This window comes from Actibacterium sp. D185-2 (assembly GCF_054954595.1).
This window is the reverse complement of the sequence record NZ_JBPWNX010000001.1, coordinates 419,855-443,081: the sequence shown is the minus strand read 5'-3', so window position 1 is coordinate 443,081 and position 23,227 is coordinate 419,855. Positions and strand designations below refer to the sequence as shown.

At 66.7% G+C, this 23,227-nt stretch carries 26 protein-coding genes; 15 read left to right on the top strand and 11 right to left on the bottom strand.

Annotation, left to right across the window (positions count from 1 at the left end):
* Position 1: 1 nt before the first annotated feature.
* On the bottom strand, positions 2–226 hold the full coding sequence (locus ACSR1C_RS02230; protein ID WP_460257685.1) for a hypothetical protein: 225 nt from the start codon (positions 224–226) through the stop codon (positions 2–4).
* A 312-nt stretch (positions 227–538) separates the two neighbouring features.
* Here ACSR1C_RS02230 and ACSR1C_RS02225 point away from each other — a divergent pair, with 312 nt between their 5' ends.
* Together ACSR1C_RS02225 and ACSR1C_RS02220 are read left to right on the top strand one after the other, a co-directional pair.
* On the top strand, positions 539–1,531 hold the full coding sequence (locus tag ACSR1C_RS02225; protein WP_460257684.1) for an LLM class flavin-dependent oxidoreductase: 993 nt from the start codon (positions 539–541) through the stop codon (positions 1,529–1,531).
* A gap of 70 nt (positions 1,532–1,601) precedes the next feature.
* A complete protein-coding gene (locus ACSR1C_RS02220) occupies positions 1,602–2,195 on the top strand; it encodes a glutathione S-transferase family protein (RefSeq protein ID WP_460257683.1) in 594 nt (197 codons plus the stop codon).
* Here the strand turns inward: ACSR1C_RS02220 and ACSR1C_RS02215 are convergent.
* The 3 genes from ACSR1C_RS02215 to ACSR1C_RS02205 are packed head-to-tail and all read right to left on the bottom strand — an operon-like array spanning position 2,149 to position 4,742.
* Complete coding sequence (locus ACSR1C_RS02215) at positions 2,149–3,357, bottom strand: TIGR03862 family flavoprotein (RefSeq protein ID WP_460257682.1); 1,209 nt, start codon at positions 3,355–3,357, stop codon at positions 2,149–2,151. The two genes, ACSR1C_RS02220 and ACSR1C_RS02215, sit on opposite strands and share 47 nt — an antisense overlap.
* A gap of 6 nt (positions 3,358–3,363) precedes the next feature.
* On the bottom strand, positions 3,364–3,990 hold the full coding sequence (locus ACSR1C_RS02210) for an enoyl-CoA hydratase/isomerase family protein (RefSeq protein ID WP_460257681.1): 627 nt from the start codon (positions 3,988–3,990) through the stop codon (positions 3,364–3,366).
* Positions 3,987–4,742 (bottom strand): SDR family oxidoreductase, encoded by a 756-nt coding sequence (locus tag ACSR1C_RS02205; protein WP_460257680.1) that lies wholly within the window; start codon positions 4,740–4,742, stop codon positions 3,987–3,989. The genes ACSR1C_RS02210 and ACSR1C_RS02205 overlap by 4 nt, the downstream gene beginning before the upstream one ends.
* Before the next feature lie 129 nt (positions 4,743–4,871).
* On the opposite strand from ACSR1C_RS02205, the gene ACSR1C_RS02200 reads away from it, so the two are divergent.
* From ACSR1C_RS02200 to lpxK, 6 genes are all read left to right on the top strand, one after another.
* Positions 4,872–6,383 (top strand): DUF2125 domain-containing protein, encoded by a 1,512-nt coding sequence (locus ACSR1C_RS02200; protein WP_460257679.1) that lies wholly within the window; start codon positions 4,872–4,874, stop codon positions 6,381–6,383.
* A 100-nt stretch (positions 6,384–6,483) separates the two neighbouring features.
* Positions 6,484–7,830: a TldD/PmbA family protein gene (locus ACSR1C_RS02195; RefSeq protein WP_460257678.1), complete on the top strand. Its 1,347-nt coding sequence runs from the start codon at positions 6,484–6,486 to the stop codon at positions 7,828–7,830.
* On the top strand, positions 7,817–8,590 hold the full coding sequence (locus tag ACSR1C_RS02190) for an inositol monophosphatase family protein (RefSeq protein WP_460257677.1): 774 nt from the start codon (positions 7,817–7,819) through the stop codon (positions 8,588–8,590). Before ACSR1C_RS02195 ends, ACSR1C_RS02190 begins: the two co-directional genes overlap by 14 nt.
* Positions 8,591–8,668: 78 nt before the next feature.
* Positions 8,669–8,914, top strand: coding sequence for a DUF4170 domain-containing protein (locus ACSR1C_RS02185; protein ID WP_460257676.1), 246 nt, complete (start codon positions 8,669–8,671; stop codon positions 8,912–8,914).
* Between the two features lie 11 nt (positions 8,915–8,925).
* Entirely contained in the window at positions 8,926–10,125 is a 1,200-nt protein-coding gene (locus ACSR1C_RS02180) for a 3-deoxy-D-manno-octulosonic acid transferase (protein ID WP_460257675.1), read from the top strand.
* A complete protein-coding gene (gene lpxK, locus ACSR1C_RS02175) occupies positions 10,125–11,126 on the top strand; it encodes a tetraacyldisaccharide 4'-kinase (protein WP_460257674.1) in 1,002 nt (333 codons plus the stop codon). The genes ACSR1C_RS02180 and lpxK overlap by 1 nt, the downstream gene beginning before the upstream one ends.
* Here lpxK and ACSR1C_RS02170 read toward each other — a convergent pair.
* From ACSR1C_RS02170 to ACSR1C_RS02160, 3 genes are read right to left on the bottom strand one after another with little or no spacing between them, the layout of a single operon-like run.
* Positions 11,113–12,255 carry a CaiB/BaiF CoA transferase family protein gene (locus tag ACSR1C_RS02170; protein ID WP_460257673.1) on the bottom strand — a complete coding sequence of 381 codons (1,143 nt, stop codon included), beginning with the start codon at positions 12,253–12,255 and terminating at the stop codon, positions 11,113–11,115. The genes lpxK and ACSR1C_RS02170 overlap by 14 nt on opposite strands.
* Before the next feature lie 3 nt (positions 12,256–12,258).
* Positions 12,259–12,891: a DsbA family protein gene (locus ACSR1C_RS02165; protein WP_460257672.1), complete on the bottom strand. Its 633-nt coding sequence runs from the start codon at positions 12,889–12,891 to the stop codon at positions 12,259–12,261.
* A gap of 13 nt (positions 12,892–12,904) precedes the next feature.
* On the bottom strand, positions 12,905–13,426 hold the full coding sequence (locus ACSR1C_RS02160; RefSeq protein ID WP_460257671.1) for a DUF721 domain-containing protein: 522 nt from the start codon (positions 13,424–13,426) through the stop codon (positions 12,905–12,907).
* Positions 13,427–13,528: 102 nt separating this feature from the next.
* On the opposite strand from ACSR1C_RS02160, the gene mutY reads away from it, so the two are divergent.
* From mutY to ACSR1C_RS02140, 4 genes are all read left to right on the top strand, one after another.
* Positions 13,529–14,572 (top strand): A/G-specific adenine glycosylase, encoded by a 1,044-nt coding sequence (mutY, locus tag ACSR1C_RS02155; RefSeq protein WP_460257932.1) that lies wholly within the window; start codon positions 13,529–13,531, stop codon positions 14,570–14,572.
* A 49-nt stretch (positions 14,573–14,621) separates the two neighbouring features.
* Positions 14,622–15,761 carry an alkane 1-monooxygenase gene (locus ACSR1C_RS02150; RefSeq protein WP_460257670.1) on the top strand — a complete coding sequence of 380 codons (1,140 nt, stop codon included), beginning with the start codon at positions 14,622–14,624 and terminating at the stop codon, positions 15,759–15,761.
* Between the two features lie 93 nt (positions 15,762–15,854).
* Positions 15,855–16,784, top strand: coding sequence for a diacylglycerol/lipid kinase family protein (locus ACSR1C_RS02145; RefSeq protein WP_460257669.1), 930 nt, complete (start codon positions 15,855–15,857; stop codon positions 16,782–16,784).
* Positions 16,781–17,653 carry a metallophosphoesterase family protein gene (locus ACSR1C_RS02140; protein WP_460257668.1) on the top strand — a complete coding sequence of 291 codons (873 nt, stop codon included), beginning with the start codon at positions 16,781–16,783 and terminating at the stop codon, positions 17,651–17,653. The genes ACSR1C_RS02145 and ACSR1C_RS02140 overlap by 4 nt, the downstream gene beginning before the upstream one ends.
* 17 nt (positions 17,654–17,670) lie before the next feature.
* Here the strand turns inward: ACSR1C_RS02140 and ACSR1C_RS02135 are convergent, their stop codons facing one another.
* The 3 genes from ACSR1C_RS02135 to ACSR1C_RS02125 form a co-directional block, all read right to left on the bottom strand.
* Positions 17,671–18,783 carry a DNA methyltransferase gene (locus ACSR1C_RS02135; RefSeq protein WP_460257667.1) on the bottom strand — a complete coding sequence of 371 codons (1,113 nt, stop codon included), beginning with the start codon at positions 18,781–18,783 and terminating at the stop codon, positions 17,671–17,673.
* An 88-nt stretch (positions 18,784–18,871) separates the two neighbouring features.
* Positions 18,872–19,510, bottom strand: a complete 639-nt coding sequence (locus tag ACSR1C_RS02130; RefSeq protein ID WP_460257666.1) for a ribonuclease HII — start codon at positions 19,508–19,510, stop codon at positions 18,872–18,874.
* Between the two features lie 81 nt (positions 19,511–19,591).
* A complete protein-coding gene (locus ACSR1C_RS02125) occupies positions 19,592–20,128 on the bottom strand; it encodes a hypothetical protein (RefSeq protein WP_460257665.1) in 537 nt (178 codons plus the stop codon).
* Positions 20,129–20,295: 167 nt separating this feature from the next.
* On the opposite strand from ACSR1C_RS02125, the gene ACSR1C_RS02120 reads away from it, so the two are divergent.
* Together ACSR1C_RS02120 and ACSR1C_RS02115 are read left to right on the top strand one after the other, a co-directional pair.
* Complete coding sequence (locus tag ACSR1C_RS02120) at positions 20,296–20,592, top strand: hypothetical protein (protein WP_460257664.1); 297 nt, start codon at positions 20,296–20,298, stop codon at positions 20,590–20,592.
* Positions 20,564–21,268, top strand: a complete 705-nt coding sequence (locus tag ACSR1C_RS02115; protein WP_460257663.1) for a winged helix-turn-helix domain-containing protein — start codon at positions 20,564–20,566, stop codon at positions 21,266–21,268. Before ACSR1C_RS02120 ends, ACSR1C_RS02115 begins: the two co-directional genes overlap by 29 nt.
* 6 nt (positions 21,269–21,274) lie before the next feature.
* On the opposite strand, the gene ACSR1C_RS02110 is transcribed toward ACSR1C_RS02115, so the two are convergent.
* The gene (locus ACSR1C_RS02110; protein ID WP_460257662.1) at positions 21,275–22,258 is read right to left on the bottom strand and encodes an aldo/keto reductase; all 984 of its coding nucleotides are present in this window, start codon (positions 22,256–22,258) and stop codon (positions 21,275–21,277) included.
* A 106-nt stretch (positions 22,259–22,364) separates the two neighbouring features.
* Here ACSR1C_RS02110 and ACSR1C_RS02105 point away from each other — a divergent pair, with 106 nt between their 5' ends.
* Positions 22,365–23,225 (top strand): LysR family transcriptional regulator, encoded by an 861-nt coding sequence (locus tag ACSR1C_RS02105; protein WP_460257661.1) that lies wholly within the window; start codon positions 22,365–22,367, stop codon positions 23,223–23,225.
* Positions 23,226–23,227: the final 2 nt, after the last annotated feature.

The following is a 23,227-nucleotide window of genomic DNA, read 5'->3' as shown; positions in this document are numbered from 1 at the left end:
ATTATTTGATTTTCTTACCCGCCACGACAAGAGGCGCCTTGCCCGCGTTGGAATTCGCGGTGGCCAGAACCTTCGGCTTTTCCTGCTTGGGTTTCTTGGCTTCCTTGTTGCCGTGCTGCTTGTTACCTTTACTCATTGGATTTCCTTTCGAAAGTGCGACCGCCCCGGAAAGAACAAGCTTTGCTTGCTGCGGGCAGGCGGCCGACGGCCACGACATCGCGATCATCCGCACAGAATGCTGCGCGGACACGCCTAGAACGATTCCTGCCTGATCCAACCAGATCAGACCGGGGGTATTTTCAGAACGTTCGCGTCGCCCGATACAAAGTTTCTAGGGGCACCTTCGGTCGGGCAACGACCTTCGAGATCCTTGCCTGCATTGCCTGGCAGGCTTTGTCACATCTCACTTGAAATTTACGCCTGGACGAACCCGTTTTCAAGGACATGCCGGTACGGCCGTATAATATTTTGCGCCCACACGCCTCTTTCCTTTCGGGCCGCGTGGACCACATTGTTCAAGCGAACAGAAAGGCCCGCAATGCCCCCCTATTCCCTGCTCGATCTCGCCCCCGTTCCCGACGGGCACAGCACCGCCGACGCGCTGACCAATACCCGCGATCTGGCCCGCCATGCCGAAGACTGGGGGTTTCACCGCTACTGGTTGGCCGAGCATCACAACATGACCGGCATCGCCAGCGCCGCCACCGCCGTGCTGATCGGCCATGTGGCGGGGGCAACGACGCGCATCCGCGTCGGCGCGGGCGGCATCATGCTGCCCAACCATGCGCCGCTGATGGTGGCCGAACAGTTCGGCACACTGGCCACGCTTTACCCCGACCGGATCGATCTGGGCCTGGGCCGCGCGCCGGGTACCGACGGCGCCACCGCCCACGCCCTGCGCCGCGGGATGCGACCCGGCGACACCTTTCCCGACGACGTGCAGGAACTGATCGCCTATCTGGGCGATCCAGCCCCCGATGCGCGCGTTCGCGCCGTGCCGGGCATGGGCACCCATGTGCCGGTCTGGATACTGGGGTCCAGCCTTTATGGCGCGCAACTGGCCGCGTTTCTGGGCCTGCCCTATGCGTTTGCGTCGCATTTCGCCCCGGCCGCGCTGGAGCAGGCGTTCGATGTCTATCGGCGCAGCTTTCGCCCTTCGGCGCAACTGGCCCGCCCCTATGCGATGATGGCGATAAACGTCTTCGCCGCCGATACCGATGCCGAGGGCGCGTTCCTGAAAACCTCCATGCAGCAGGCCTTCGCCAATCTGCGCACCAGCAAGCCCGGCCTCCTGCCCCGCCCGGTCGAGGATGTTGCGGCGGTGATCGCGCCACATATCCGCGCGGCGGTCGACAATGCGCTTGCGCTCTCGGCCACCGGCGCGCCGGATACGCTACACCGCCAGATCGCCGCGCTGATCGACCGTCACAAGCCAGACGAGGTAATCCTGAACGCCCAGATCCACGACCATACGGCGCGGCTGCATTCGGTCCGCATCGCGGCCGGGGTGATGAAAGATTTGAACCGCTGACCCCACCCCGGCCCTTGCACACGGGCGGCCCGGCAGGTCACACTTGTACGCGTCACGGGGAGGGACACGCATGTACACAGTGATCGGTATCGTCGAAAGCCGCGCCTTGCGCGTTTTGTGGATGCTCGAAGAGCTTGACCAACCCTATGACCATATCCCGGCCGCGCCCCGGTCGGATGCGGCAAGGGCGGCGAACCCGGCGGGCAAGGTGCCGGTCTTTATCGAGGACGGTGTGACGATCACCGATTCGACCGCGATCGTGACCTATCTGGCCGACAAGCATGGCGCACTGACCTTTCCCGCGGGCACGCTGGATCGCGCCCGCCAGGACAGCCTGACTCAGTTCCTGCTTGATGAATTCGACGCCGTGCTGTGGGCAGGCGCGCGCCACAGTTTCATCCTGCCCAAGGAACGGCGCTGCCCCGAGGTCAAGGACAGCCTGCGCTGGGAATTCGCCCAGAACCAGAAGACGCTGGTCGCCCGGATGGGGGATGGCCCGTTCCTGATGGGGCAGACGATGACGGTGCCCGACATCATCCTGACCCATTGCCTGATCTGGGCGCGGGCCGCAAAATTCCCGCTCGAAGAGCCCGCGCTGGCCGATTATGCCACACGGATCACTGCGCGCCCGGCCTTTCAGCGCGCGCAGCAGCGTACCGGCTAGCCGCCCGCCCGGCCCACAGCCCCGTCGCCAGACAGCCGGTCAGCAGATAGCCGCCGGTCGGCGCCTCCCAGTCCAGCATCTCGCCCGCGCAGAACACGCCCGGCAACGCCTTCAGCATCAGATCGGCGGTCAGCGCATCCCACATCACCCCCCCGGCGGTCGAAATCGCCTCGTCGATCGGGCGCGGGCCGGCGTGCGCCACCGGCAGCGCCTTGATCAGCCGGGCCAGCGCCGCACCCGCGGGCAGGGGGCGGCCGAATTCCAGCAGCAGGGCCAGCCGCGCACCGTCCAGCGCCAGCACCTTGCGCAGATGGGTGGTCTGGCTGGCCTTGCCGCGCGGACGGGCCAGCCGGTCGGCGATCCAGCCTTCGCTTCGGTCCGGCATCAGATCGATGAGCAGCGGCGCCCCGTCACGCACCGCGCGCGAGATGGCATAGATACCGCCCCCTTCCAGCCCGCGGGCCGAGATCACATATTCGCCACGTACCACCTGCCCGCCCGCGTACAGGGCTGTGCCTTTCACCGGCTGGCCGAACTGCTTTTGCATCGGTGCCGACCAGTCCACCACCACCCCCATATTCGCGGGCCTGAACGGCGCCAGCGCCACGCCGCGCGCGGCCAGCACCCCGGCCCATTGCCCGTCCGATCCCAGCCGTGCCCAGCTTGCCCCGCCCAGCGCCAGAACCGTCACGCCGGGCAACAGCCGCACCGGCCCCTGCGGCGTGTCGAACACCGCCGCGTCGCCGTCCCAGCCGCGCCAGGCCCAACGCGTGCGCAACTCCACGCCCAACCCCTGCAACCGGCCCAGCCAGGCCCGCAGCAGGGGCGAGGCTTTCATCGCCTCTGGAAACACCCGCCCGGTCGAGCCGGTAAACACCGCCTGCCCCAAACCCCGCGCCCAATCCTGAACGTCGTTCGGGCCGCACGCCGTCAACATCGGGCGCAGGCGCGCGGCGTCCGGGCCATAGGCGGCCAGGAATTGCGCGAACGGTTCGTCCCTGGTCAGGTTCAACCCCGACTTGCCCGCCATCAGAAACTTGCGCCCGGCCGAAGGTTTGGCTTCGGCCACGATGACGCGCCGCCCGGCCTGCGCCAATGCCTCGGCCGCCATCAGCCCGGCCGGACCGGCGCCGATCACAAGGGCATCCACCGCCTGGGTCATGGCGCGTCAGGCACCCTTGCCGTTGCACATGTCCTTGATCGCAATGCGCACCCGCGCGGGCGCACCTTCGACCGCTTCGGCCAGATCATCCACCGCCGCGCCCAGTTCCTCGGGCGCCACGATGCGGTCCACCAGACCGAAGGCCAGCGCCTCGTCACTGGTCAGCTTGGCTGCACCCATCAAGATCAGCTTGGCCCGCGCCGGGCCGACCAGCGCAATCAGACGGCCGGGGTCAGAGGGCTGCGGCAGATAGCCCAGCTTCATCACCGGGTAAAAGAACCTGGCCCCCGGCACCGCGATCCGCAGATCGCAGGCCAGCGCCATCCCGAACGCCCCGCCAGCCAGCGTGCCGTTCAGCGCCGCGATGGTCAGGCAGTTCAGCCCGGCGATGCGGGACGACAGCCGCTCCCACACCGCGTCGGTGGCCAGCCCCGCCTTGGCCTCGTCCAGATCGGCCCCGGCGGAAAATACCTTGCCCCGCCCGGTCAGCACCAGCGCCGCAATGTCGGCACGGGCGGCCTCGGACAGGATCACCTCCAACTCGCGCAGCATAGCCTTGGTCAGGGAATTGGCCTTGTCGGGCCGGTCGATGGTCACGGTCCAGCGGCGGTCGCCCTGCTCCAGCGCGATCACCGGATCAGCCCCGCGCGCTTGCGGATCGCTTCGTCGCGGAGCGAGATTTCCTGACCCGTGAATTCATCCGCGTCCGCGCTGCACATCCACAGCAGGGCCTGCGCCGGCCATTCGGGCGGGATGTGATCGGTCCAGTCCAGCTGACTGACCGGGTTCACGCCGCTTTGCCGGATCCGGCGCTGCATGTCGGTGGCCACCGTGCCCGGCGACAGGCCCATGGCGCGGATGCCCTTGCCCCGCGTTTCGCGATCCAGACACTGGGTCAGCATTGCCGCCCCGGCCTTTGAACTGCAATAGGCGCTCCAGCCTTCCAGGGGGTTATGGGCCGCCCCCGAACTGACCGTGATCACCGTGCCAGCGCCCGCCGGCAACATCACCGGCAACACCGCACGCATACCGTGGAAGACACCCTTGAGGTTGATGTCGATGGCCCGCCCCCAGGCCTCGGGGTCGATGTTGTCCAGCCCGCCGATCGGGTCGATCACACCGGCATTGTTGATCAGCACGTCCAGGCCGCCAAAGGCTCGCACCGCCACGTTCACCGCGGTTTCGACCGCCGCGAACCGGGCCACGTCGCAGGGCAGCGCCAGCGCCCCCGCCCCGATATCCGTGGCCAGTTCCTGTACCGCCGCCCCGTCCCGCGCCAGCAGGGCCACCCTTGCGCCCGACGCGGCAAAAGCCCGCGCCGCCGCCGCGCCAATGCCCCGGCTTGCGCCGGTAATCAAAACACGCTTTCCCGTCATATCAGCCATGATCCGCTCCTTCGGTTCACGTATTGGTAACCCGCCCGGCAAGGGGATTTCCACCCGCATCATTCCCTTGACCCATCCGATGCGAAAGCGGAAGGTTTGGCCAGCGATTTCAGACTGGAAGGGTTCGTGATGAAATACTGGGCATCCATTTCGACGGCGGCGCTGCTGGCCGGGGCATTTTCCGCCCAAAGCGCCGCCGCCGACATCACTGCGCAACAGGCCTGGGATGCAATAACCGCGCTTGGCGAAAGCTATGGTGAACAGATCACCGGCACGCCGTCCATGTCGGGCGATACGCTGACGATCAGGGATGCCGGATTTACCTTCGCGGCGCCCGAGGCGACGATTACCGGCACACTGGGCGACATCGCCCTGAAAGAACTGGGCAATGGCACGGTCGAGGTCACGGCCGGGACCGAATTCCCCATGACCATGGCCATCACCCCGGAAGACGGCGAAGACGTCGATATCGCGATGGTGCTGCGCCAGAGCGGCCTGAAAACCATCGTCAGCGGCACGCCTGACGATTTGGCCTACGACTCCTCCGCCGATACATTCGCCATCGCCCTGTCCGAGATGAAAGTGGACGGCGAGCCGTTGGAAATGGATATGCTGATCAGCCTCGCGGCCCTGGCGGGAAAATACCGGATCACGCAGATGGGTACGATGAAGGGCGTGACCTCTGCCCTGACCGCAAAGGCGCTTGGCATGACCCTCAACGTCGTGGCACCCGAGGACGAGACCGGCCATGTGAACATGAGCGCCAGCATCGCCGACCTGAGCAGCACCAACCGCTCCACCCTTCCGGTCGCGGGCGATTTCAGCGATATGGCCGCGCTGCTGAAAGCGGGCATGGTGGCCGACGGGCAGATGACCTATGGCCCCGCCGCCATGACCTTCGATTTCGCCGATGAGGTGGAATCCGGCGTCATCAAGGCCTCGGCCAGCGGCGGGTCGCTCGATATCGCGATGAGCGGTGAGACGATGACCTATGGCGGCAGCCAGACCGGCGTTGACATCGCCATCAGCGGCTCGCAGATCCCGGTCCCCGAAATCACGGCCCGGATGGCTGAAACCACCTTCAATCTGATGATGCCCATCGCCAAGTCCGACACGCCCGCCGATTTCGCGCTGCTGACCGCGCTCAGGGGCCTGACCCTTGGCGACAACGTCTGGGGCCTGTTCGACCCGGCGGGCACCTTGCCGCGCGATCCGGCCAACCTGGTGCTGGACCTGTCCGGCAAGGCCAGGCTGGCCTTCGATATGTTCGACCCCGCCGCCGCGCAGCAACTGACCGGTGCGGCGGGCGAGCTGCACGCGCTGGATATCAACGATCTGGAACTGACCGTGGCGGGCGCCTCGCTGACCGGCACGGGCGGTTTCACCTTCGACAATACCGATCTGACCACGTTCAACGGCATGCCCGCCCCCGCCGGCGCGGCCAACCTGAAGCTGACCGGCGGCAACGGCCTGATGGACAAGCTGGTGGCGATGGGCCTGCTGCCCGAGGATCAGGTGATGGGCTTTCGCATGATGCTGGGCCTGTTCGCCCGCCCCGGCGAAGGCGACGATACCCTGGTGTCCGAGATCACAGTGACCGATGACGGTCAGGTTCTGGCCAACGGCCAGCGCCTGAAATAACGCCAGTTCGGCAAACCGGCCGCAAAACGCCCCGTGCTTTCTTGCGCGGGGCGGTATTGCACATTAGGTGCGGGTGACCCACCGCAATCACGGACCGCATATGCCCGATACGCTTTCCTCGCTGACCGCCCAGCTTCTTGACGCCGCCCGCCGCGCCGGGGCCGATGCCGCCGATGCCATGGCGGTCGAGGGGACCTCGCTGTCGATCGACGTGCGCGGCGGCAAGCTGGAACAGGCCGAACGGTCCGAAGGCACCGATATCGGGCTGCGGGTGATGATCGGACGGCGGCAGGCCTGCGTTTCGGCGTCGGACACCCGGCCGCAAACCATGCGCGAAATGGCCGAACGCGCCGTCGCCATGGCGCGCGAGGCGCCCGAGGATCCCACCGTCGGGCTGGCCGACCCGGCGCAGCTGGCCACAGATTGGGACATCGCCGCGCTGGAACTGTCCGACCCCGCGCCCGATCCCGCCCCCGCCACGCTGGAGCAAGACGCCCGCCGCGCCGAGGCTGCCGCGCTGGCGGTCAAGGGTATTTCGCAGGTCCAATCCGCCTCGGCCGCCTATGGCCGGCGCCAGCTTCACCTTGCCGCCTCGAACGGGTTCGAGGGCGGCTACGGACGCAGCGACCGGGCCGTGTCCTGCGTCGCGATCACCGGTACCGGCGCCGGGATGGAGCGTGACTATAACGGCGAAAGCCGCATCTTTCAGGCCGACCTGCCCGACGCGGCAGAGGTGGGCCGCATCGCCGCCGAACGCACCATCGCCCGCGCCGGGGTACGCAAGCCGAAAACCGGCGCCTATCCGGTACTGTTCGACGAACGGATTTCATCCTCGCTGATCGGCCATCTGCTGAGCGCGATCAACGGCGCCGCCATCGCGCGCGGCGCATCCTGGCTGCGGGGGGCCATGGGCCAGCAGGTGCTGCCCGCACATCTGTCGCTGATCGAGGATCCGCACCGCGCCCGGATTTCCGGCTCGCGCCCGTTCGATGCCGAAGGTTTGCCCACCGCCCCCAGCGCGATCGTGGAAAACGGCGTGCTGCAACGCTGGATTCTGGATCTGGCCACCGCGCGCAAGCTGGGGCTGAACAGCACCGCCAACGCCGCGCGCGGGGTGTCCGCGCCGCCGTCGCCCGCAATCACCAATGTGGCGCTGACCCAGGGCACGCAAACCCGCGACGACCTGTTGGCCGAGATGGGCACCGGCCTGCTGGTGACCTCGATGATTGGCACCTCGATCAATTCCAACACCGGCGATTATTCGCGCGGCGCGTCGGGCTTTTGGGTCGAGAACGGACAGATCACCTATCCGGTCAATGAATGCACCATCGCCGGCAATCTGCGCGACATGCTGAAAACCATCCGGCCCGCCAACGATGCCCGCCCGCATCTGTCGCGTCAGGTGCCCAGCCTGCTGATCGAAGGTCTGACCCTTGCCGGAGAATGACCTTTCCCTGCTGACCGAGGCCGCGCATGAGGCCGGGCATATCGCCGCCCGCTTCTGGCGCAACGCGCCCAAGTCCTGGGACAAGCCCGACCATCAGGGCCCGGTGACCGAGGCCGATCTGGCAATCGACGACATGTTGCGCGACCGGCTGATCGGGGCGCGGCCAGATTACGGCTGGCTGTCCGAGGAAACCACCGACAGCCCGGCGCGCCTGTCCACCCGCCGCGCCTTTGTCGTTGATCCCATCGACGGCACCCGCGCCTTCATGAACGGCGACCGCACCTTCGCCCATTCGCTGGCGGTGGTCGAGGACGGGATCGTGATCGCCGGTGTCGTCTTTCTGCCGCTGCGCGACAAGCTTTATACCGCCGCGCTGGGACAGGGGGCCACGCTGAACGGCGCCGCTATCGGCGCGGGGCGGCGCGCGACGCTGGACGGGGCCGAAATATTGGTGGCGCGCCCGGCGCTGGAACAGAAATACTGGAACGGTCCGGTGCCTGACGTGCACCGCCACCTGCGCCCGTCGCTGGCCTATCGGCTGTGCCTGGTGGCCGAGGGGCGCTTCGACGGGGTGCTGACCATCCGCGACAGCTGGGACTGGGACATCGCCGCCGGCACGCTGATCCTGACCGAGGCGGGCGCCTGCATCACCGACCGACAGGGCGGCGCGCTGCGGTTCAACACCGCGCATCCGGCCTCGCCCGGCGTGGTCGCCGGCAGCCCGGCGGTGCACCGCGAGATGGTGCAGCGGCTGGCCTGAACACATTGCGCCCCTTTCGCCGCTGCGCGGCATCGTCTAGTTTGACCCCAGCGGCATGAACAGGAAGCGGAGACCGACATGACACAGCGCCTGCACCTTGTTTTCGGAGGCGAGCTGGTGGACCCCAGCACGACCGCCTTCAAGGATGTTGAGGATATTCATATCGTCGGCATCTATCCCGACTATGCCACCGCCCATGACGCCTGGAAGGCCGAGGCGCATCGCACCGTGGACAACGCCCACATGCGCTATTTCATCGCCCATCTGCACCGCCTGCGCGACGAAGAGGTCGAGGCCAGCCCGACCGAAGAACTCGACGGCTGAGCCGCCCCGCCATGCCGCTCTGGCTTGACAGGCTGCGCGACCGGTTAACCAACCGGGGCGCATTTGACCGCCCGCTTGCGACAGAGGCAGACACGCTGCCGCGCCCGTCGGGGCCGGTGTTGTGGATTCACGATCCGGTGCCCGGCAATGACGGGGCAGTGCGGGCACTGATCGCCGCGCTGGACGAGGCCCATGGCGGGCTGACCTTTCTGGTCACCGGCCCGTCGGGCCCCGATACCGCCGGGTCCGACATGCCGCATCTGCTGCGTCAGCCCGCGCCACAGGATGGCCCCCGCCCGGGACAGGCGTTCCTGGATCACTGGCAGCCCGATCTGGCGCTGATCTTCGCCACCGGCCTGCCTGCGGCGCTGATCGCCGAGGCCGACCGCCGCGCGCTGCCGCTTTACCTGATCTGCGACCCGGCCCATGGCCCGTTGCCGCGCGGCCTGTTGCGCCGCTTCCGGCATGTTTTCGCCACCACCGCCGATCTGGCCGGGATGCTGCGCAAGCAGGGCATCGCCGAGGCCCGGATCGAGGTCACCGGCGATCTGTGCGCCACCTCGCCACCGCCGCCCTGCAACGAGACCGAGCGCGACAACCTAGCCCGTCTGCTGGCCGGGCGGCCATCCTGGCTGGCCGCCAGCACCAGCCCGGCAGAGGATCTGACCGTGGTCGCGGCCCAGGCCGCTGCGGCGCGACGGGCGCATCGGCTGTTGCTGATCCTGGTGCCCGATGATGCCGCGCGCGGGTCCGATCTGGCGCACAGCCTGCGGCGCGAAGGCTGGCGCGTTGCCCTGCGGTCGGCCGATGAAGAACCCGAAGAGGAAACCCAGATCTTCGTCGCCGATACCGAGGGCGAGATGGGGCTTTGGTATCGCCTTGCACCGATCTCCTTCCTGGGCGGCTCGCTGGATCCGCAGGCGGGCGGCGGGATCGATCCGGCCCCGGCAGCGGGGCTTGGTTCGGCCATTCTGCACGGACCGCGCACCGATGGTCATGACAAGCTTTACGCCCGTCTGGATGCAGCCATGGCCGCGCGCACGGTGCGTGACGCCCCCGGCCTGGCCCGCATGCTGGCCACGCTGATCGCGCCCGAAAAGGCCGCCGAGCTGGCCCATAACGCGTGGGAAGTGTCATCGGCCGGGGCCGAAACCACCGACCGGATCACGACCCGGCTGCTGGCCGACCTCGATGGCGGGGAGGCGGGCTGATGCAGGCGCCCGGTTTCTGGTTCACCCCGCCCGACCGGCCCGACCCGCGCGCGCGGCTGCTGGCCCCGTTGGGCGCGATTTATGCCCGCGCCACCGCCCGGCGGCTGCGCCGCGGCACACCCTTTCACGCCGGGGTGCCGGTGATCTGCATCGGCAATCTGAACGCGGGCGGCACCGGCAAGACCCCGACCGCGATCGCGCTGGTGCTGCGGCTGATCGCGCGCGGGCTGACGCCGCATGTGGTCTCGCGCGGTTATGGCGGACGGCTGGCGGGGCCGGTGCAGGTGGCCGAACGCACGCACGGCGCCGCCGATGTCGGCGACGAACCCCTGCTGCTGGCCGCCTTCGCGCCGACCTGGGTGGCGAAGGACCGCGCCGCGGGTGCGCGCGCCGCCGAAGCGGCGGGTGCGGATGTAATCCTGCTGGATGACGGGTTTCAGAACCCTACCGTGGCCAAGGACCTGTCGCTGATCGTGGTCGATGCGGCCAAGGGCTTTGGCAACGGGCGGGTGATCCCCGCCGGACCGCTGCGCGAACCCGTGGGGGCCGGGCTGGCCCGCGCCGATCTGTTGTTGTCGATCGGGCCGGGCCCCGCGCAACGGCAGTTCGCCGAAACCTGGGGTGCACAGATCGCGCTGCCGCATCTGACCGGGACGCTGCGCCCGCTGCCCACCGGGATGGACTGGGCCGGGCTTGATGTGCTGGCCTTTGCCGGGATCGGCCACCCCGAGAAATTCTTTGCCACGCTGCGCGGCCTGGGCGCCCACCTGCGCCGGGCCGAGCCGCTGGCCGATCACCAGCCGCTGACCGAACCCCTGATGAAACGGCTGGAGGTCGAGGCCGCGGCACTTGGCGCCCAACTGGTCACCACCGAAAAGGACGCGGTGCGCCTGCCGCACAGCTTTCGCCGCAAGGTGCTGACGTTGCCGGTACGGCTGGACCTGTCGGACTGGGCCGCGCTGGATACCGCGCTGGACCGGCTGGGGCTTAGCCGCCCTTAAGCCGGGCGCGGATTTCTGAACCGTGTTCATCCAGCTTCGGCGCCGGACGGTCCAGCGCCAGTTCCGCGTCGGAAAACACCAGCGGCGACCGCACCGTCGGCACCCCGTCCAGCACCCGGGCCATCCGGCGGTGCTGAATCTGCGGATCGTCGAACACCCCGGCCATGTCGTTGATCGGCCCGGCGGGCACGCCCTGCCCCTCGCACGCGGCCAGCAGATCGGCCTTGGCAAAGCGCCGGGTGGCGGTGGTCAGCCGGTCGGTCAGATCGGCGCGATTGGCCACCCGATCGGCATTGGTCAGAAACTCCGGCGCCTGCGCCAGATCGGGCAGGCCCAGAAGGACGCACAGCCGCTGATACTGACCGTCATTGCCGGTGGCGATGATGATATGGCCGTCGGCGCAATCGAACACCTGATAGGGCGCCAGATTGGGATGCGCATTGCCCATTCGCGTGGGCGGGGTGCCGGTGGTCAGATAGTTCATCGCCTGATTGGCGGTGATCGCGGTGGCTACATCCAGCAGCGCCATGTCGATCTGCTGGCCCTTGCCGGTCTGCGCCCGCTGATGCAGCGCCGCCAGAATCGCCGTGACGGCATAGACCCCGGTGAAAATGTCGGTCACCGCCACGCCCACCTTCTGTGGTTGGCCGTCCGGTTCGCCCGTGACCGACATCAGGCCGGACATACCCTGAATGATGAAATCATACCCGGCGCGGTGGGCATAGGGGCCGTCCTGCCCGAACCCGGTGATCGAGCAATAGATCAGCCGCGGGTTGACCGCCCCGAGGCTGTCGTAATCGAGGCCATATTTGACCAGCCCGCCCAGCTTGAAATTCTCGATGACGATATCGGCATCGGCCACCAGATCGCGCACCGTCGCCTGCCCCTCGGGGGTGCGGAAATCCACCGCGATGGATCGTTTGCCCCGGTTGCAGCCGTGGAAATAGGCGGCCGAGCAGTCGCCGTCGCGGTCAACGAAGGGCGGCCCCCAGCGGCGGGTATCGTCGCCTTCGGGGCTTTCGACCTTGATCACGTCGGCACCCAGATCGGCCAGGGTCTGACCCGCCCAGGGGCCGGCCAGAATGCGCGCAAGTTCAACAACCTTCAGGCCAGCAAGCGGAGCAGCCACGGGTTACCCGGCCAGTTCCGCGTCGATGATCTTTTTCAGGTCGGGATAGCTCATGTTCTTGTGCAACGTGCCGTTCACGATCACCGTCGGCGTGCCCTTGATGTCGTATTCTTTCATAATGACATCATAGTGGTCGATCATCGCCTGGGCCTTGTCGCCATCGTTCAGGCAGGCGTCCAGTTCGGCGTTGCTCAGCCCGGCACTGCGGCCGATCCGGCGCAGATTGGCGGCGATCGCCTCGCCCGAGCCGTCGCCGATCCAGTCGCGCTGCTTGGCGAACAGCATGTCGGAAATTCCGAAATAACGCATCTCGCCGCCGCAACGCGCGACCATCGCGGCCCACAGGCCGGGGCGGTCGAAATAGACCTCGCGGTAAACGAACCGCACCTTGCCGGTGTCGATATATTCCGGCTTCAGCTTCTTGAACACGGTGTCGTGGAACGTCGCGCAATGCGGGCAGGTGAACGAAGAATATTCGATGATCGTCACCGGCGCATCCGCGGCCCCCATCGCCATGTCCTCGATCAGCGGGGCGGCTTCGGCCCGGGCCGGGCCAACGGGCGTCAGCCCTTTCAGCCAAAACCCACCGGCAGCCAGCGCTGCGGCACCCAGGGACAGGACAGTTCTGCGGTTCATCACTTCGGTCTCCTTACCGTTTCGGACGGGACAAGACGTTCCGTCCAAGGGCTTCAAGGGCTGCGCGCAGCCCGTCATCTGCCACCTCGCCCGACAGGGCCGCGGCGGCGGCCTGGGTCTGCGGGTCGGGCGGCGGTGTCTGGCGCGGGGCCGGGGCGAATTGCGCCTGCCCCTCGGCAAAGCCGGTGGGCGCGGTCTGGGTCAGCTTGATGCGCGAGATCGCGGCATAACCGTAACAGGCGTTGACCTTCTGGCGGATCGCCTCTTTCTGCATTTCCAGGATCGGGGCATGGGCGCCGGTGGTCAGCACGGTCAGCGTGGCCCCGAACCCTTCGCGCCCGTAATGCACCTTGACCGGGCGGGCGGCGCGGGCGGTTTCCTCGCCCACGATCTCGGCCCAATGGGTCAGCAGGCGGGTCACCGCGAAGCCTCGCTTTTCACCGGCGGTGCGAATCCGGTCGGTCAACAGGCTCGATGTCCTCTCGAACCCGCGCATCCGGCGGTTGGGGCGGCCTTTCTGGAAAGTGCTGCGCATCGTGCCTGTCAATTCCCTCGCTCGCGGCTATTCTTATGCGCCAATGCGGGCGCAGCCAATGAAATACCGGGGCGGAGGGCATAAAGATTGCGTTATGACGACATGAGCAGCGCGCTGCTGCACTGGTACGACCGCCACGCGCGCGCGATGCCCTGGCGCATTGGCCCGGACGCGCGCAAGGCCGGGGCGCGGCCCGATCCCTATGCGGTCTGGCTGTCCGAGGTGATGCTGCAACAGACCACCGTGGCCGCCGTGCGCGACTATTTCCACCGCTTCACCACGCGCTGGCCCGACGTGCAGGCCCTGGCCGGGGCCCAGAATGGTGACGTGATGGGCGAATGGGCCGGGCTGGGATATTACGCCCGCGCCCGCAACCTGCTGAAATGCGCCCGCGTCGTGACGGCCGACCACAGCGGGCAGTTTCCACAAAGCCGCGCGGCGCTGCTGGCGCTGCCCGGCATCGGCCCCTATACCGCCGCCGCGATCGCCGCGATCGCCTTTGACGAACCCGCCACGGTGGTGGACGGCAATGTGGAACGGGTCATGGCGCGCCTGTTCGCCGTGGACACGCCGCTGCCCACCGCCAAGCCCGAACTGACGGATCTGGCCGCCCGGCTGACGCCACAGCAGCGCCCCGGCTGCCACGCCCAGGCGGTGATGGATCTGGGCGCCACGATCTGCACCCCGAAATCACCCGCCTGCGGCATCTGCCCGCTGCGCGATCCCTGTCAGGCGCGGGCCGCTGGCCTACAGGCCACGCTGCCCCGCAAACTGCCCAAACAGGCCAAGCCCACGCGATACGGCATCGCCTATCTGGCCCGGCGCACCGATGGCGCCTGGCTGCTGGAACGGCGCCCCGACAAAGGGTTGCTGGGCGGAATGCTGGGCTGGCCGGGGTCGGACTGGGGCGACGCACCCACGGACGCCCCGCCGCTGCGCGCCGACTGGCACGACCCCGGCGCCGAGGTGCGCCACACCTTCACCCATTTCCACCTGCGGCTGGCCCTGCGCGTGGCCGAGGTGCCGCCGGGGACCACGCCACAGCGCGGCCAGTTCATCGGGCGCGACGCCTTTCGCCCCTCTGACCTGCCCACGGTGATGCGCAAGGCCTTCGATCTGGCGCAATCCGCTTTGAACCCGGCCTGATCGCGCGATATAGTTGTATCGGATGCGCAGATCTGACCCGGAGCAAGGCATGACCCCTTCGCCGCAAACTGCACGGATGCGAAATGCGCTGCCCTTCTGGCTGTCGCTGCTGTTGATCCCGCTGGCCATCGTCGGCGCGACACAGGGTGGCTGGACCGTCCTGTTGATGCCGCTTTACGCCTGGCTGCTGATCACGGTGCTGGACGCGCTGACCGGGCTGAACCTGACCAACGCCGATCCGATGACGCCCGAACGCGATCTGTTCTGGTACCGTCTGATCACCCTGATCTGGTTCCCGATCCAGTTCACCGCGATCTATGGCATGATCTGGTGGGTCACCCATACCGATCACCTGTCGCCGCGCGAAATCATTCTGCTGTTCTTCGGCGTCGGTGTGATTTCCGGCACGATCGGGATCGTCTATGCACACGAACTGATGCACCAGAAAAACCGGGGGGAACGCTGGCTGGCCGATCTGCTGCTGGCCACGGTCCTGTACAGCCATTTCCGCAGCGAGCACCTGCAGGTCCATCACCGCCATGTGGGCACCCCGCGCGACGCGGTCACCGCGCGCTATAACGAAGGCTTCCACCGCTTCTTTTTCCGCGTACTGTTCGAATGCCCACACTCGGCCTGGCGGGCCGAGGCGCAGATGCTGGCGCGCAAGGGGCTGCCGGCCTGGCATCGCACCAACCCGTTCTGGCGCTATGGCGCGCTGCAACTGGGCGCACTGGCGCTGGCCTATCTGGCCGGCGGCTGGATCGGCATCGCGCTGTTCACATGGCAGGCGCTTTCGGCGATCTGGCAGTTGGAGCTGACCAATTACGTCGAGCATTACGGCCTGACCCGCAAACATCTGGGCGAGGGCAAATATGAACATGTCCTGCCGCGCCATTCCTGGAACGCATCACATACCGCGTCGAACTGGCTGCTGATCAACCTGCAGCGCCATTCCGACCATCACTACAAACCCGACCGGCGCTTTCCCCTGCTGCAAACCTATGCGGCGGATGATGCGCCGCAACTGCCCATGGGCTATCCCGCGATGACCACGCTGGCGATGATCCCGCCCCTGTGGCGGCGGCGGATGAACCCGCGGGTGCGCGCCTGGCGCAGGCAGTTCTATCCCGAAATCGACGACTGGACGCCCTATAACAAAGGCGACACGCCACTGCCGCACGGGGCCTGACGCATCTTTGCCGGAACAAGTCGGCCGCCGCCACGTTTGGCTTGCATGATGCAACTGCTCGGACAGCCGGGCCCGAACCAGGCGGTCAGACATATGCCAGACGCAAACGCCGTCGCAGGACGCGACCTGTGCGTGATCTTCAACCCCGGCGCCGGGGCCGACGACAGCGCGCGCACCAGCGCAACCCTTGAAAAATGGCTGCGCGACTATCCGGGACGCAGCGACCTGAAACAGATCAGCAAAGGCGACGATATCGTCGAAGAGACCCGCCAGGCGATGCAAGAAGGATACCGCACCATCGTTGCGGCGGGCGGCGACGGAACCATCTGCGCCGTCGCCTCGCAGCTGAAGGGCACGGATCATGTGATGGGCGTGCTGCCGCTGGGCACCTTCAACTATTTCGCGCGCGGACTGGGCATCCCCGAAGCCCCGGACGAGGCGATGGCCGTGATCCGCGGCGGGCAGACCGCGCCCGTTTCGGTGGGCGAGGTGAACGGCAGGACCTTTCTGAACAACGCCAGTCTGGGCGCCTATCCCGCCATTCTGGATCAGCGTGAAGGCGTCTATCGCCGCTGGGGCCGCAGCCGGATCGCGGCCTATTGGTCCGTCATCGTGGCGCTGGTGAATTTCACCAACCCGCTGACCATGCGCATCGTCGTGGATGGCGAGGTGCGCCGGATGCGCTCTCCCTTGGCCTTTGTCGCCAACAGCGCCTATCAGCTCGAACAATTCGAACTGGAGGGCGCCGAAGACGTGCGCAACGGCAGGTTCGCCCTGTATGTCGCCGCCGATCACGGGCGTCTGGGGCTGGTGCGCCATGCCCTGATGCTGGCCAACCGCAACATGCAGGTGGGCCGCGATGTGGAGCTGATCGGCGGCCGCGACATCGTGATCGAAACCCGGCGCCGCAAGAACCTGATCGCGCGCGACGGCGAAAAGGAAGTGATGACCGCCCCGCTGCACTTTCAGTTGCGGCGTGATGCGTTGAGCGTGATCGTTCCGGCCGATGACGGGGACGCATGAGGCGAATCGTCCACATGTCGGATCTGCATTTCGGGCGCACGCGGCCCGAATTGCTGGATCCGCTGCTGACGGCCGTGAACGATGCCGCGCCGCATCTGGTGGTGATCTCGGGCGATCTGACCCAGCGCGCGCGGCACAGTCAGTTCCGGCAGGCCCGCGCCTTCATCGACCGGATCGAAGCGCCCAGCCTGATCGTACCGGGCAACCACGACATCCCGCTGTACAATCCGTTCCTGCGCTGGATCACGCCCTTCGCCCGCTACCGGCGCTGGATCGGCGACCGGCTGGAACCAGACCACAGCGATCCGCAAATGCGGGTGGCCGGGCTGAACACGGTCAACCCCTATAGCGGTCAGCGCGGCCTGATCCGCCGCCGCGCGGTCGCGCGGGTGTGCCGGGCCTTTGCGCAAACCGGCCCGGTCAACATACTGGTCGCGCATCACCCGTTGGAGCAGGGGCCGGACGCGCGCAAGAAACTGATGCGCGGTGCCTCGGGTGCGATCGACAGGCTGGCCGAATGCGGCGCGGATATCGTCCTGAGCGGGCATCTGCACAGCTGGAAGGTCGATCCGTTCCTCAGCCGCACGAACCAAAGGCGGATGTTGCAGCTTCATGTCGGCACCGGCCTGTCCACGCGGCTGCGCGACGAGCCCAACGATTTCGCCATTCTGACGCTGGAAGGCGACAAGGCGGTGATTCAGCGCATGGCGGCAGACGGGAGAACGCCACAGTTCCGGCTGGCCACCACCCACATCTTCCGCCGCAGCCCCGCAGGCTGGGCGGCAATCGCACCGGCAGACCAAAAAAAGCCCCGCCAGAAGGCGGGGCAAGTTGATGCCGTGGTGTCAGGCCACAGGCACCAGCGGTAACTTTCACATGTGGGATATCAGTTCGGACGCTCGGCCATTTCGGCGCGGATCTGCTGGCGCAGCAGGTCGATCGGTACCTGTTTGCCGTCGCGCTTGAACATCCAGTAGGTCCAGCCGTTGCAGCTTGGCGCGCCTTCCAGCGCCGCGCCGACCTGATGGATCGAACCCTTGACGTCATTGGCCACCAGCGTCCCATCGGCGCGCACCTTGGCCACCTTGCCGCGCGGCGAGGTCAGCACCTCGCCCGGGCGCAGCATCCCGCGCTCGACCAGCTGGCCGAAAGGCACCCGCGGCTCTGCCCGTTTCGAGGTCGAGACCGACAACGCCTCCTTGTCGAACTTGCGCACCTTCGCGATCCGGGCCGTGGCGACCTTGCGGTAGGCCTCCTCGCGTTCGATCCCGATAAATTCGCGCCCCAGCATCTTGGCCACCGCGCCGGTGGTGCCGGTGCCGAAGAACGGGTCGAGCACCACGTCGCCGGGGTTGGTGCTGGCCACCATGACCCGGTGCAGCAGGCTTTCGGGTTTTTGCGTCGGATGCGCCTTTTCGCCGTTTTCGTCCTTCAGCCGCTCGTGTCCGGTGCAGATCGGCAGCACCCAGTCGCTGCGCATCTGGATACCCTCGTTCAGGGATTTCAGCGCCTCGTAGTTGAAGGTGTATTTGCTGGCCTCTTCCTTGCTGGCCCAGATCATCGTCTCATGCGCGTTGGTCAGACGCTTGCCGCGAAAATTCGGCATCGGGTTCGACTTGCGCCAGACCACATCGTTGAGGATCCAGTAGCCCGCATTCTGCAACGCCGCGCCGACGCGGAAAATGTTGTGATACGACCCGATCACCCAGATCGCACCATGGGGCTTCAGGATGCGCCGGGCGGCCGTCAGCCAGGCGTCTGTGAACCGGTCATAGGCCGCGAAGCTGGAAAACTGATCCCAGGCGTCATCCACCGCATCGACCTTGGAATTGTCGGGCCGGTGCAGATCGCCCTTGAGCTGAAGATTATAGGGCGGATCGGCAAAAATCAGGTCGACGGAATTTTCCGGAAGGCTGTTCATCACCTCCACGCAATCGCCGGCCACAATCTGATTGAGCGGAAGCGCGGGCGTCTCCTTCACCTTGGTCATTGTCTTCATCTCTGCCTCTGTGCCGCGCCGTTTTGGCGTCGTTATGTTGAGGTCAAAGATGAGTCATTGCCGATTCGCCGTCAAATTCTTTTTTGAATCAGTCACTTACTGATTTATCTTGATACAAGATATTGTGGACGGGTTTGAACGAACGCCTATGGTGTGGGGTCACACCAAGATTTCGAAGCGCGGAAAGGTGCGCCTTGGACCCGTAACCGGCATTGGTTTCCCAGCCATAGCCGGGATGCTGTTGCGCCAAATCCACCATCAGCCGGTCGCGGTACGTTTTGGCCACGATCGACGCCGCCGAAATCGACACCGAACGCGCGTCGCCCTTGATGATCGCCTCGCCCGCGCAGGGCAGGGCCTTTGGCATCAGATTACCGTCGATAAGGGCGTAGTCGGGCGCGCGTGGCAGCCCGGCGATGGCCCGGCGCATCGCCAGATGCGATGCAGCCAGGATGTTGAGACTGTCGATCTCCTCGACCGTGGCATGGGCGACGGACACTTCGGCCACTTGCAACAGCTCGGCGCACAGCGCCTCGCGCCGGCGGGCGGTCAACATCTTTGAATCGTTCAGCCCCACCGGAATGCGCGCGGGATCCAGCCAGACGGCGGCGGCGGTGACGGGACCGGCCAGCGGACCGCGCCCCACCTCATCCACCCCGACCACAAGCCGGGCACCGCGGGTCAGGGCGGCGGTTTCGAAACTGAAATCGGGGGCGGGTTTCGTCATGCCCCTGTCATCCCCCGTGACCCGGCCCGCCGCAAGCGGAAACTGGCGGCGCAAGCCGCCCCCTTCCGCCGCCGGTGCATGTCAGGGCCGGGTATAGCCGATGACATAGCCGTTCTGGATCAGGCAGCTTGTCGCGTATCCCACCCGCTTGCCGCGTTCGGTGAAATAGGTCTTTTCGCAGGTGCTGGGCAGATGCCCCCGATAGCCCGCCTGCTTCAGACAGGTTGCGGGCATGTAGCCTTGTTGCTGACGCTGGTTTTGCGGCTTGCGCTTATCGATCCGGCGCACGCATTGCGATGGCAGGATATTCGGGTTCGGCGGTCCGGCGTGATGGCGCGGCTTGCCATTGGACTGCCCGTTCTTGCCGTGGTGATGATCGTCGTAGCCGTAGCCATACCAGTCGTTCGTCTTCGGCGCCGGGCTGGCCTGGACCTGCGCCGGCGCTTTCTTCTTGCCCTTGTTGCCGTCAAGGACATCGGCCAGCACGAAGACCGCAGCCGCGCCCAGCGCAATCATCACCGCCGCATCGCCACTGCCGCCGGCATGGGCGGGGGCGGCGGGCAGGCTTGCGCTAGCCAGGGCGGCGGCCAGCACGGTGGCGGTAAGGGTCTTGGTCATCGGTTTATCCTTTACTGCGTTCTGCTACTGCGTTCTGCATGTCGGGTGATGCCCAAGGGTCGGCCAGCCCCCATCCGCAGGCAATAACAGCGCCCCGCTATGGGATAACGCGCGCCACACGCAGGGTTGTTATTGAATAACGGCGGGCTCTGACCCATTCTGCGGGCATGAAAAATCGCATCCTCTTCCCCGCCGCCCTGGTCGCTGCCCTGCTGGCGGCGCTGCCCGCCTCGGCCGGCTGCTATGCCGATTACAAAGCCAAACAGGAAACGCCCCTGCGCCTGCATTACGGGGTGATCGAGTTGCCCGATGCCGCCTGCACAGGCCGCCCAGCCGCCGCGCGCGAAATCGAAAAGCGCATCGCCAGGGACGGCTGGAAACTGCTGAACGTCATGTCGATATTCGAGAAAGGCGGGCTGGCGGAAAGGAAAGAGAGTGCCGGGAAATTCTACCTTCGCTACTGAATCCCGGCGACAGGGCGCGCATGTGGCGCAATGGGGGATCGCCGCGATCGTGCTGATCCTGCTGGCGGTGGCGGTTTTGCTGTTTGTGACCCTGCCGGACGCCAACGCCTTCAACGCCCGGGTCGAGCGGATATTCATCGAAAATGACGACCTGACCTCAGGCGCCGAGATCAAGCTTCTGGAAATTCTGGCCCAGTCGGGCACCACCTTTTCGGACGTGCTGTCCTCCTACCGGGTGGTGATCTTCGTGCTGCTGGTCTTTGCCGCCGCGTTGCTGGTGGCCGCGCTGGTGTTTCTGCTGACGATCATCGGCCTGAACCGCCGCATGGGCGAGATCGAGAGGACGGGCATTCAGGTTTCTTCGTTGCTGATCAGCCGGGGCGAAAACACCGTGATCCTGAACGACATGGAATTCTCGCTGACCGAAGCCGCGATCGAAACGCTGTCGGTGCTGGCCGAGGCCCGGATGGACGACGACATCCTGTCCGGCGCCGAGATCGAGGCGGTGATCTCCGGCCGCCACGCCGCCGATTGCGACGAGGCCGCCGGAGCCACCCGCATCAAGCGGCTGCGCGACACGCTGGGCAATCAGATGGTCAGCGAATTGCTGATCAAGAACATCGCGCGCAAGGGCTATATGCTGTCGATCGACAAGGATGTGATCCGCATGATCTGACGCGGATCAGACGTTGACCCCTTTCATCCCCTCCTCGGTGTAACGCGCGCCGAGGACCGGCAAGGTATCCGATGCTTCGGTCAGCGCGGTCATCTGCGCCGGGCTCAGCGTCAGGCCGACCGCGCCTGCGTTGTCTTCCAGATATTTCACCCGCTTGGTGCCGGGGATCGGCACGATATCGTCGCCCTGCGCCAGCAGCCAGGCCAGCGCCACCTGCGCCGGGGTCGCGCCCGCATCTTGGGCCACGTCGCGCACCTTGTCGGCCAGGGCCAGGTTCGCCTGCAGGTTTTCACCCGCAAAGCGCGGCAGCGCGGCGCGGAAATCGCCCGCCTCGAAATCCTGCGCGCCGGTGAACCGTCCGGTCAGAAAGCCGCGGCCCAGCGGCGAATAAGGCACGAACCCGATGCCAAGCGCGCAGCAGGTCGGCAGGATTTCGGCCTCCACCTCGCGCGTCCACAGCGAATATTCGGTCTGGAGGGCGGCCACCGGATGCACCGCATGGGCCCGGCGCAGCGTTTCGGCGCTGGCCTCGCTCAACCCGATATGGCGGATCTTGCCCTCGGCCACGAAGTCCGACAGGGCGCCCATCACCTCTTCGATCGGGCGGCCGGCCTCGATCCGGTGAACATAGTAAAGGTCGATATGGTCGGTGCCGAGCCGCGTCAGCGACGCCTCCAGCGCCTTGCGGGCATAGGCGGGGCTGTTATCCACACTGCGGCCATATGCGCCGGGGTCGCGCACGATGCCGAACTTGGTCGCCAATACCACACGGTCGCGCTTGTCCTTCATCCAGCCGCCCAGCAGCTCTTCGTTATGGTGCGGGCCATACATGTCGGACGTGTCGTAGAAGGTGATCCCCAGTTCCAGCGCACGGTCCAGAACGCGCAGCGATTCCGCATCGTCGCGCGCGCCGTAGAATTCGCTCATCCCCATGCAGCCAAGGCCAAGCGCGGAAACGGTCAGGTCTTTTGTCAGGTTACGGGTCTGCATCGTGCATTCTCCTGTTCAAACGATAGCGTTTACCTAGGTTTCCGCGAGCGGTACGCTATGGCCGAAACCGGCAATCCATTTTCCATTTTCGGAACAGGAGGCCACGATGAACTGGGACGATGCCAGGGTGTTTCTGGCGGTGGCGCGTGCCGGCAGCCTGCGCGGCGCGGCCAGTGCGCTTGACCTGGGGCTGGCCACCGTCGCCCGGCGGGTCGAGCGGCTGGAGGCCGCGCTGGGTGTGCCGTTGTTCCTGCGCAATCAGTCCGGCTATCGGCTGTCGGACGAGGGCGCCTCGCTTGTGTCCCGCGCCGAGGCGCTGGAGGCCGCGGCCCATGCCTTCGACGCCGGGGCCAGCGCCCGCTCGCAGATTGCCGGGCAGGTACGCCTGGCCACGGCCGAGACTTTGGCCGCCGAACTGATCCTGCCCGCCCTGCCCCGGCTTCTGGGCCGCCATCCGCGATTGTCGCTGGCGCTCTCGACCGATATCGCCTCGGTCGATCTGAACCGGCACGAGGCCGACCTAGCGCTGCGGATGCAGGTGCCGCTGCAGGGCCACGTCACCCGACAGCGGCTGACCCGGCTGGGCTATGGCCTGTATGGCAAGGCCGAGATGGTCGCCGCGCATGACGGCGGCGCGCAGGTGCCGCTGATCGGGTGGGACGCAAGCCACGCCAACCTGCCGGCCGCGCGCTGGGTCACCGCCCGGCTGGCCGGTCGGTCGCCGGTTCTGACGACCACGACGCTTTCGGCCCAGGCCACCGCCGCGCAAACCGGCCTGGGGCTGGCGGTGCTGCCCGATTTTCTGGGCCGCCGTCTGGGGCTGACCCGCGCGGGTGACGAAACCGGCCTGACCCAGGACATGTGGCTGGTGATCCACCGCGACCTTGCGACCGTGCCGCGCGTCCGCGCCGTCGCCGATTTCCTGCACGACCTGATCGCCGAACATCGCGCATTGCTGGCCGGATAGGG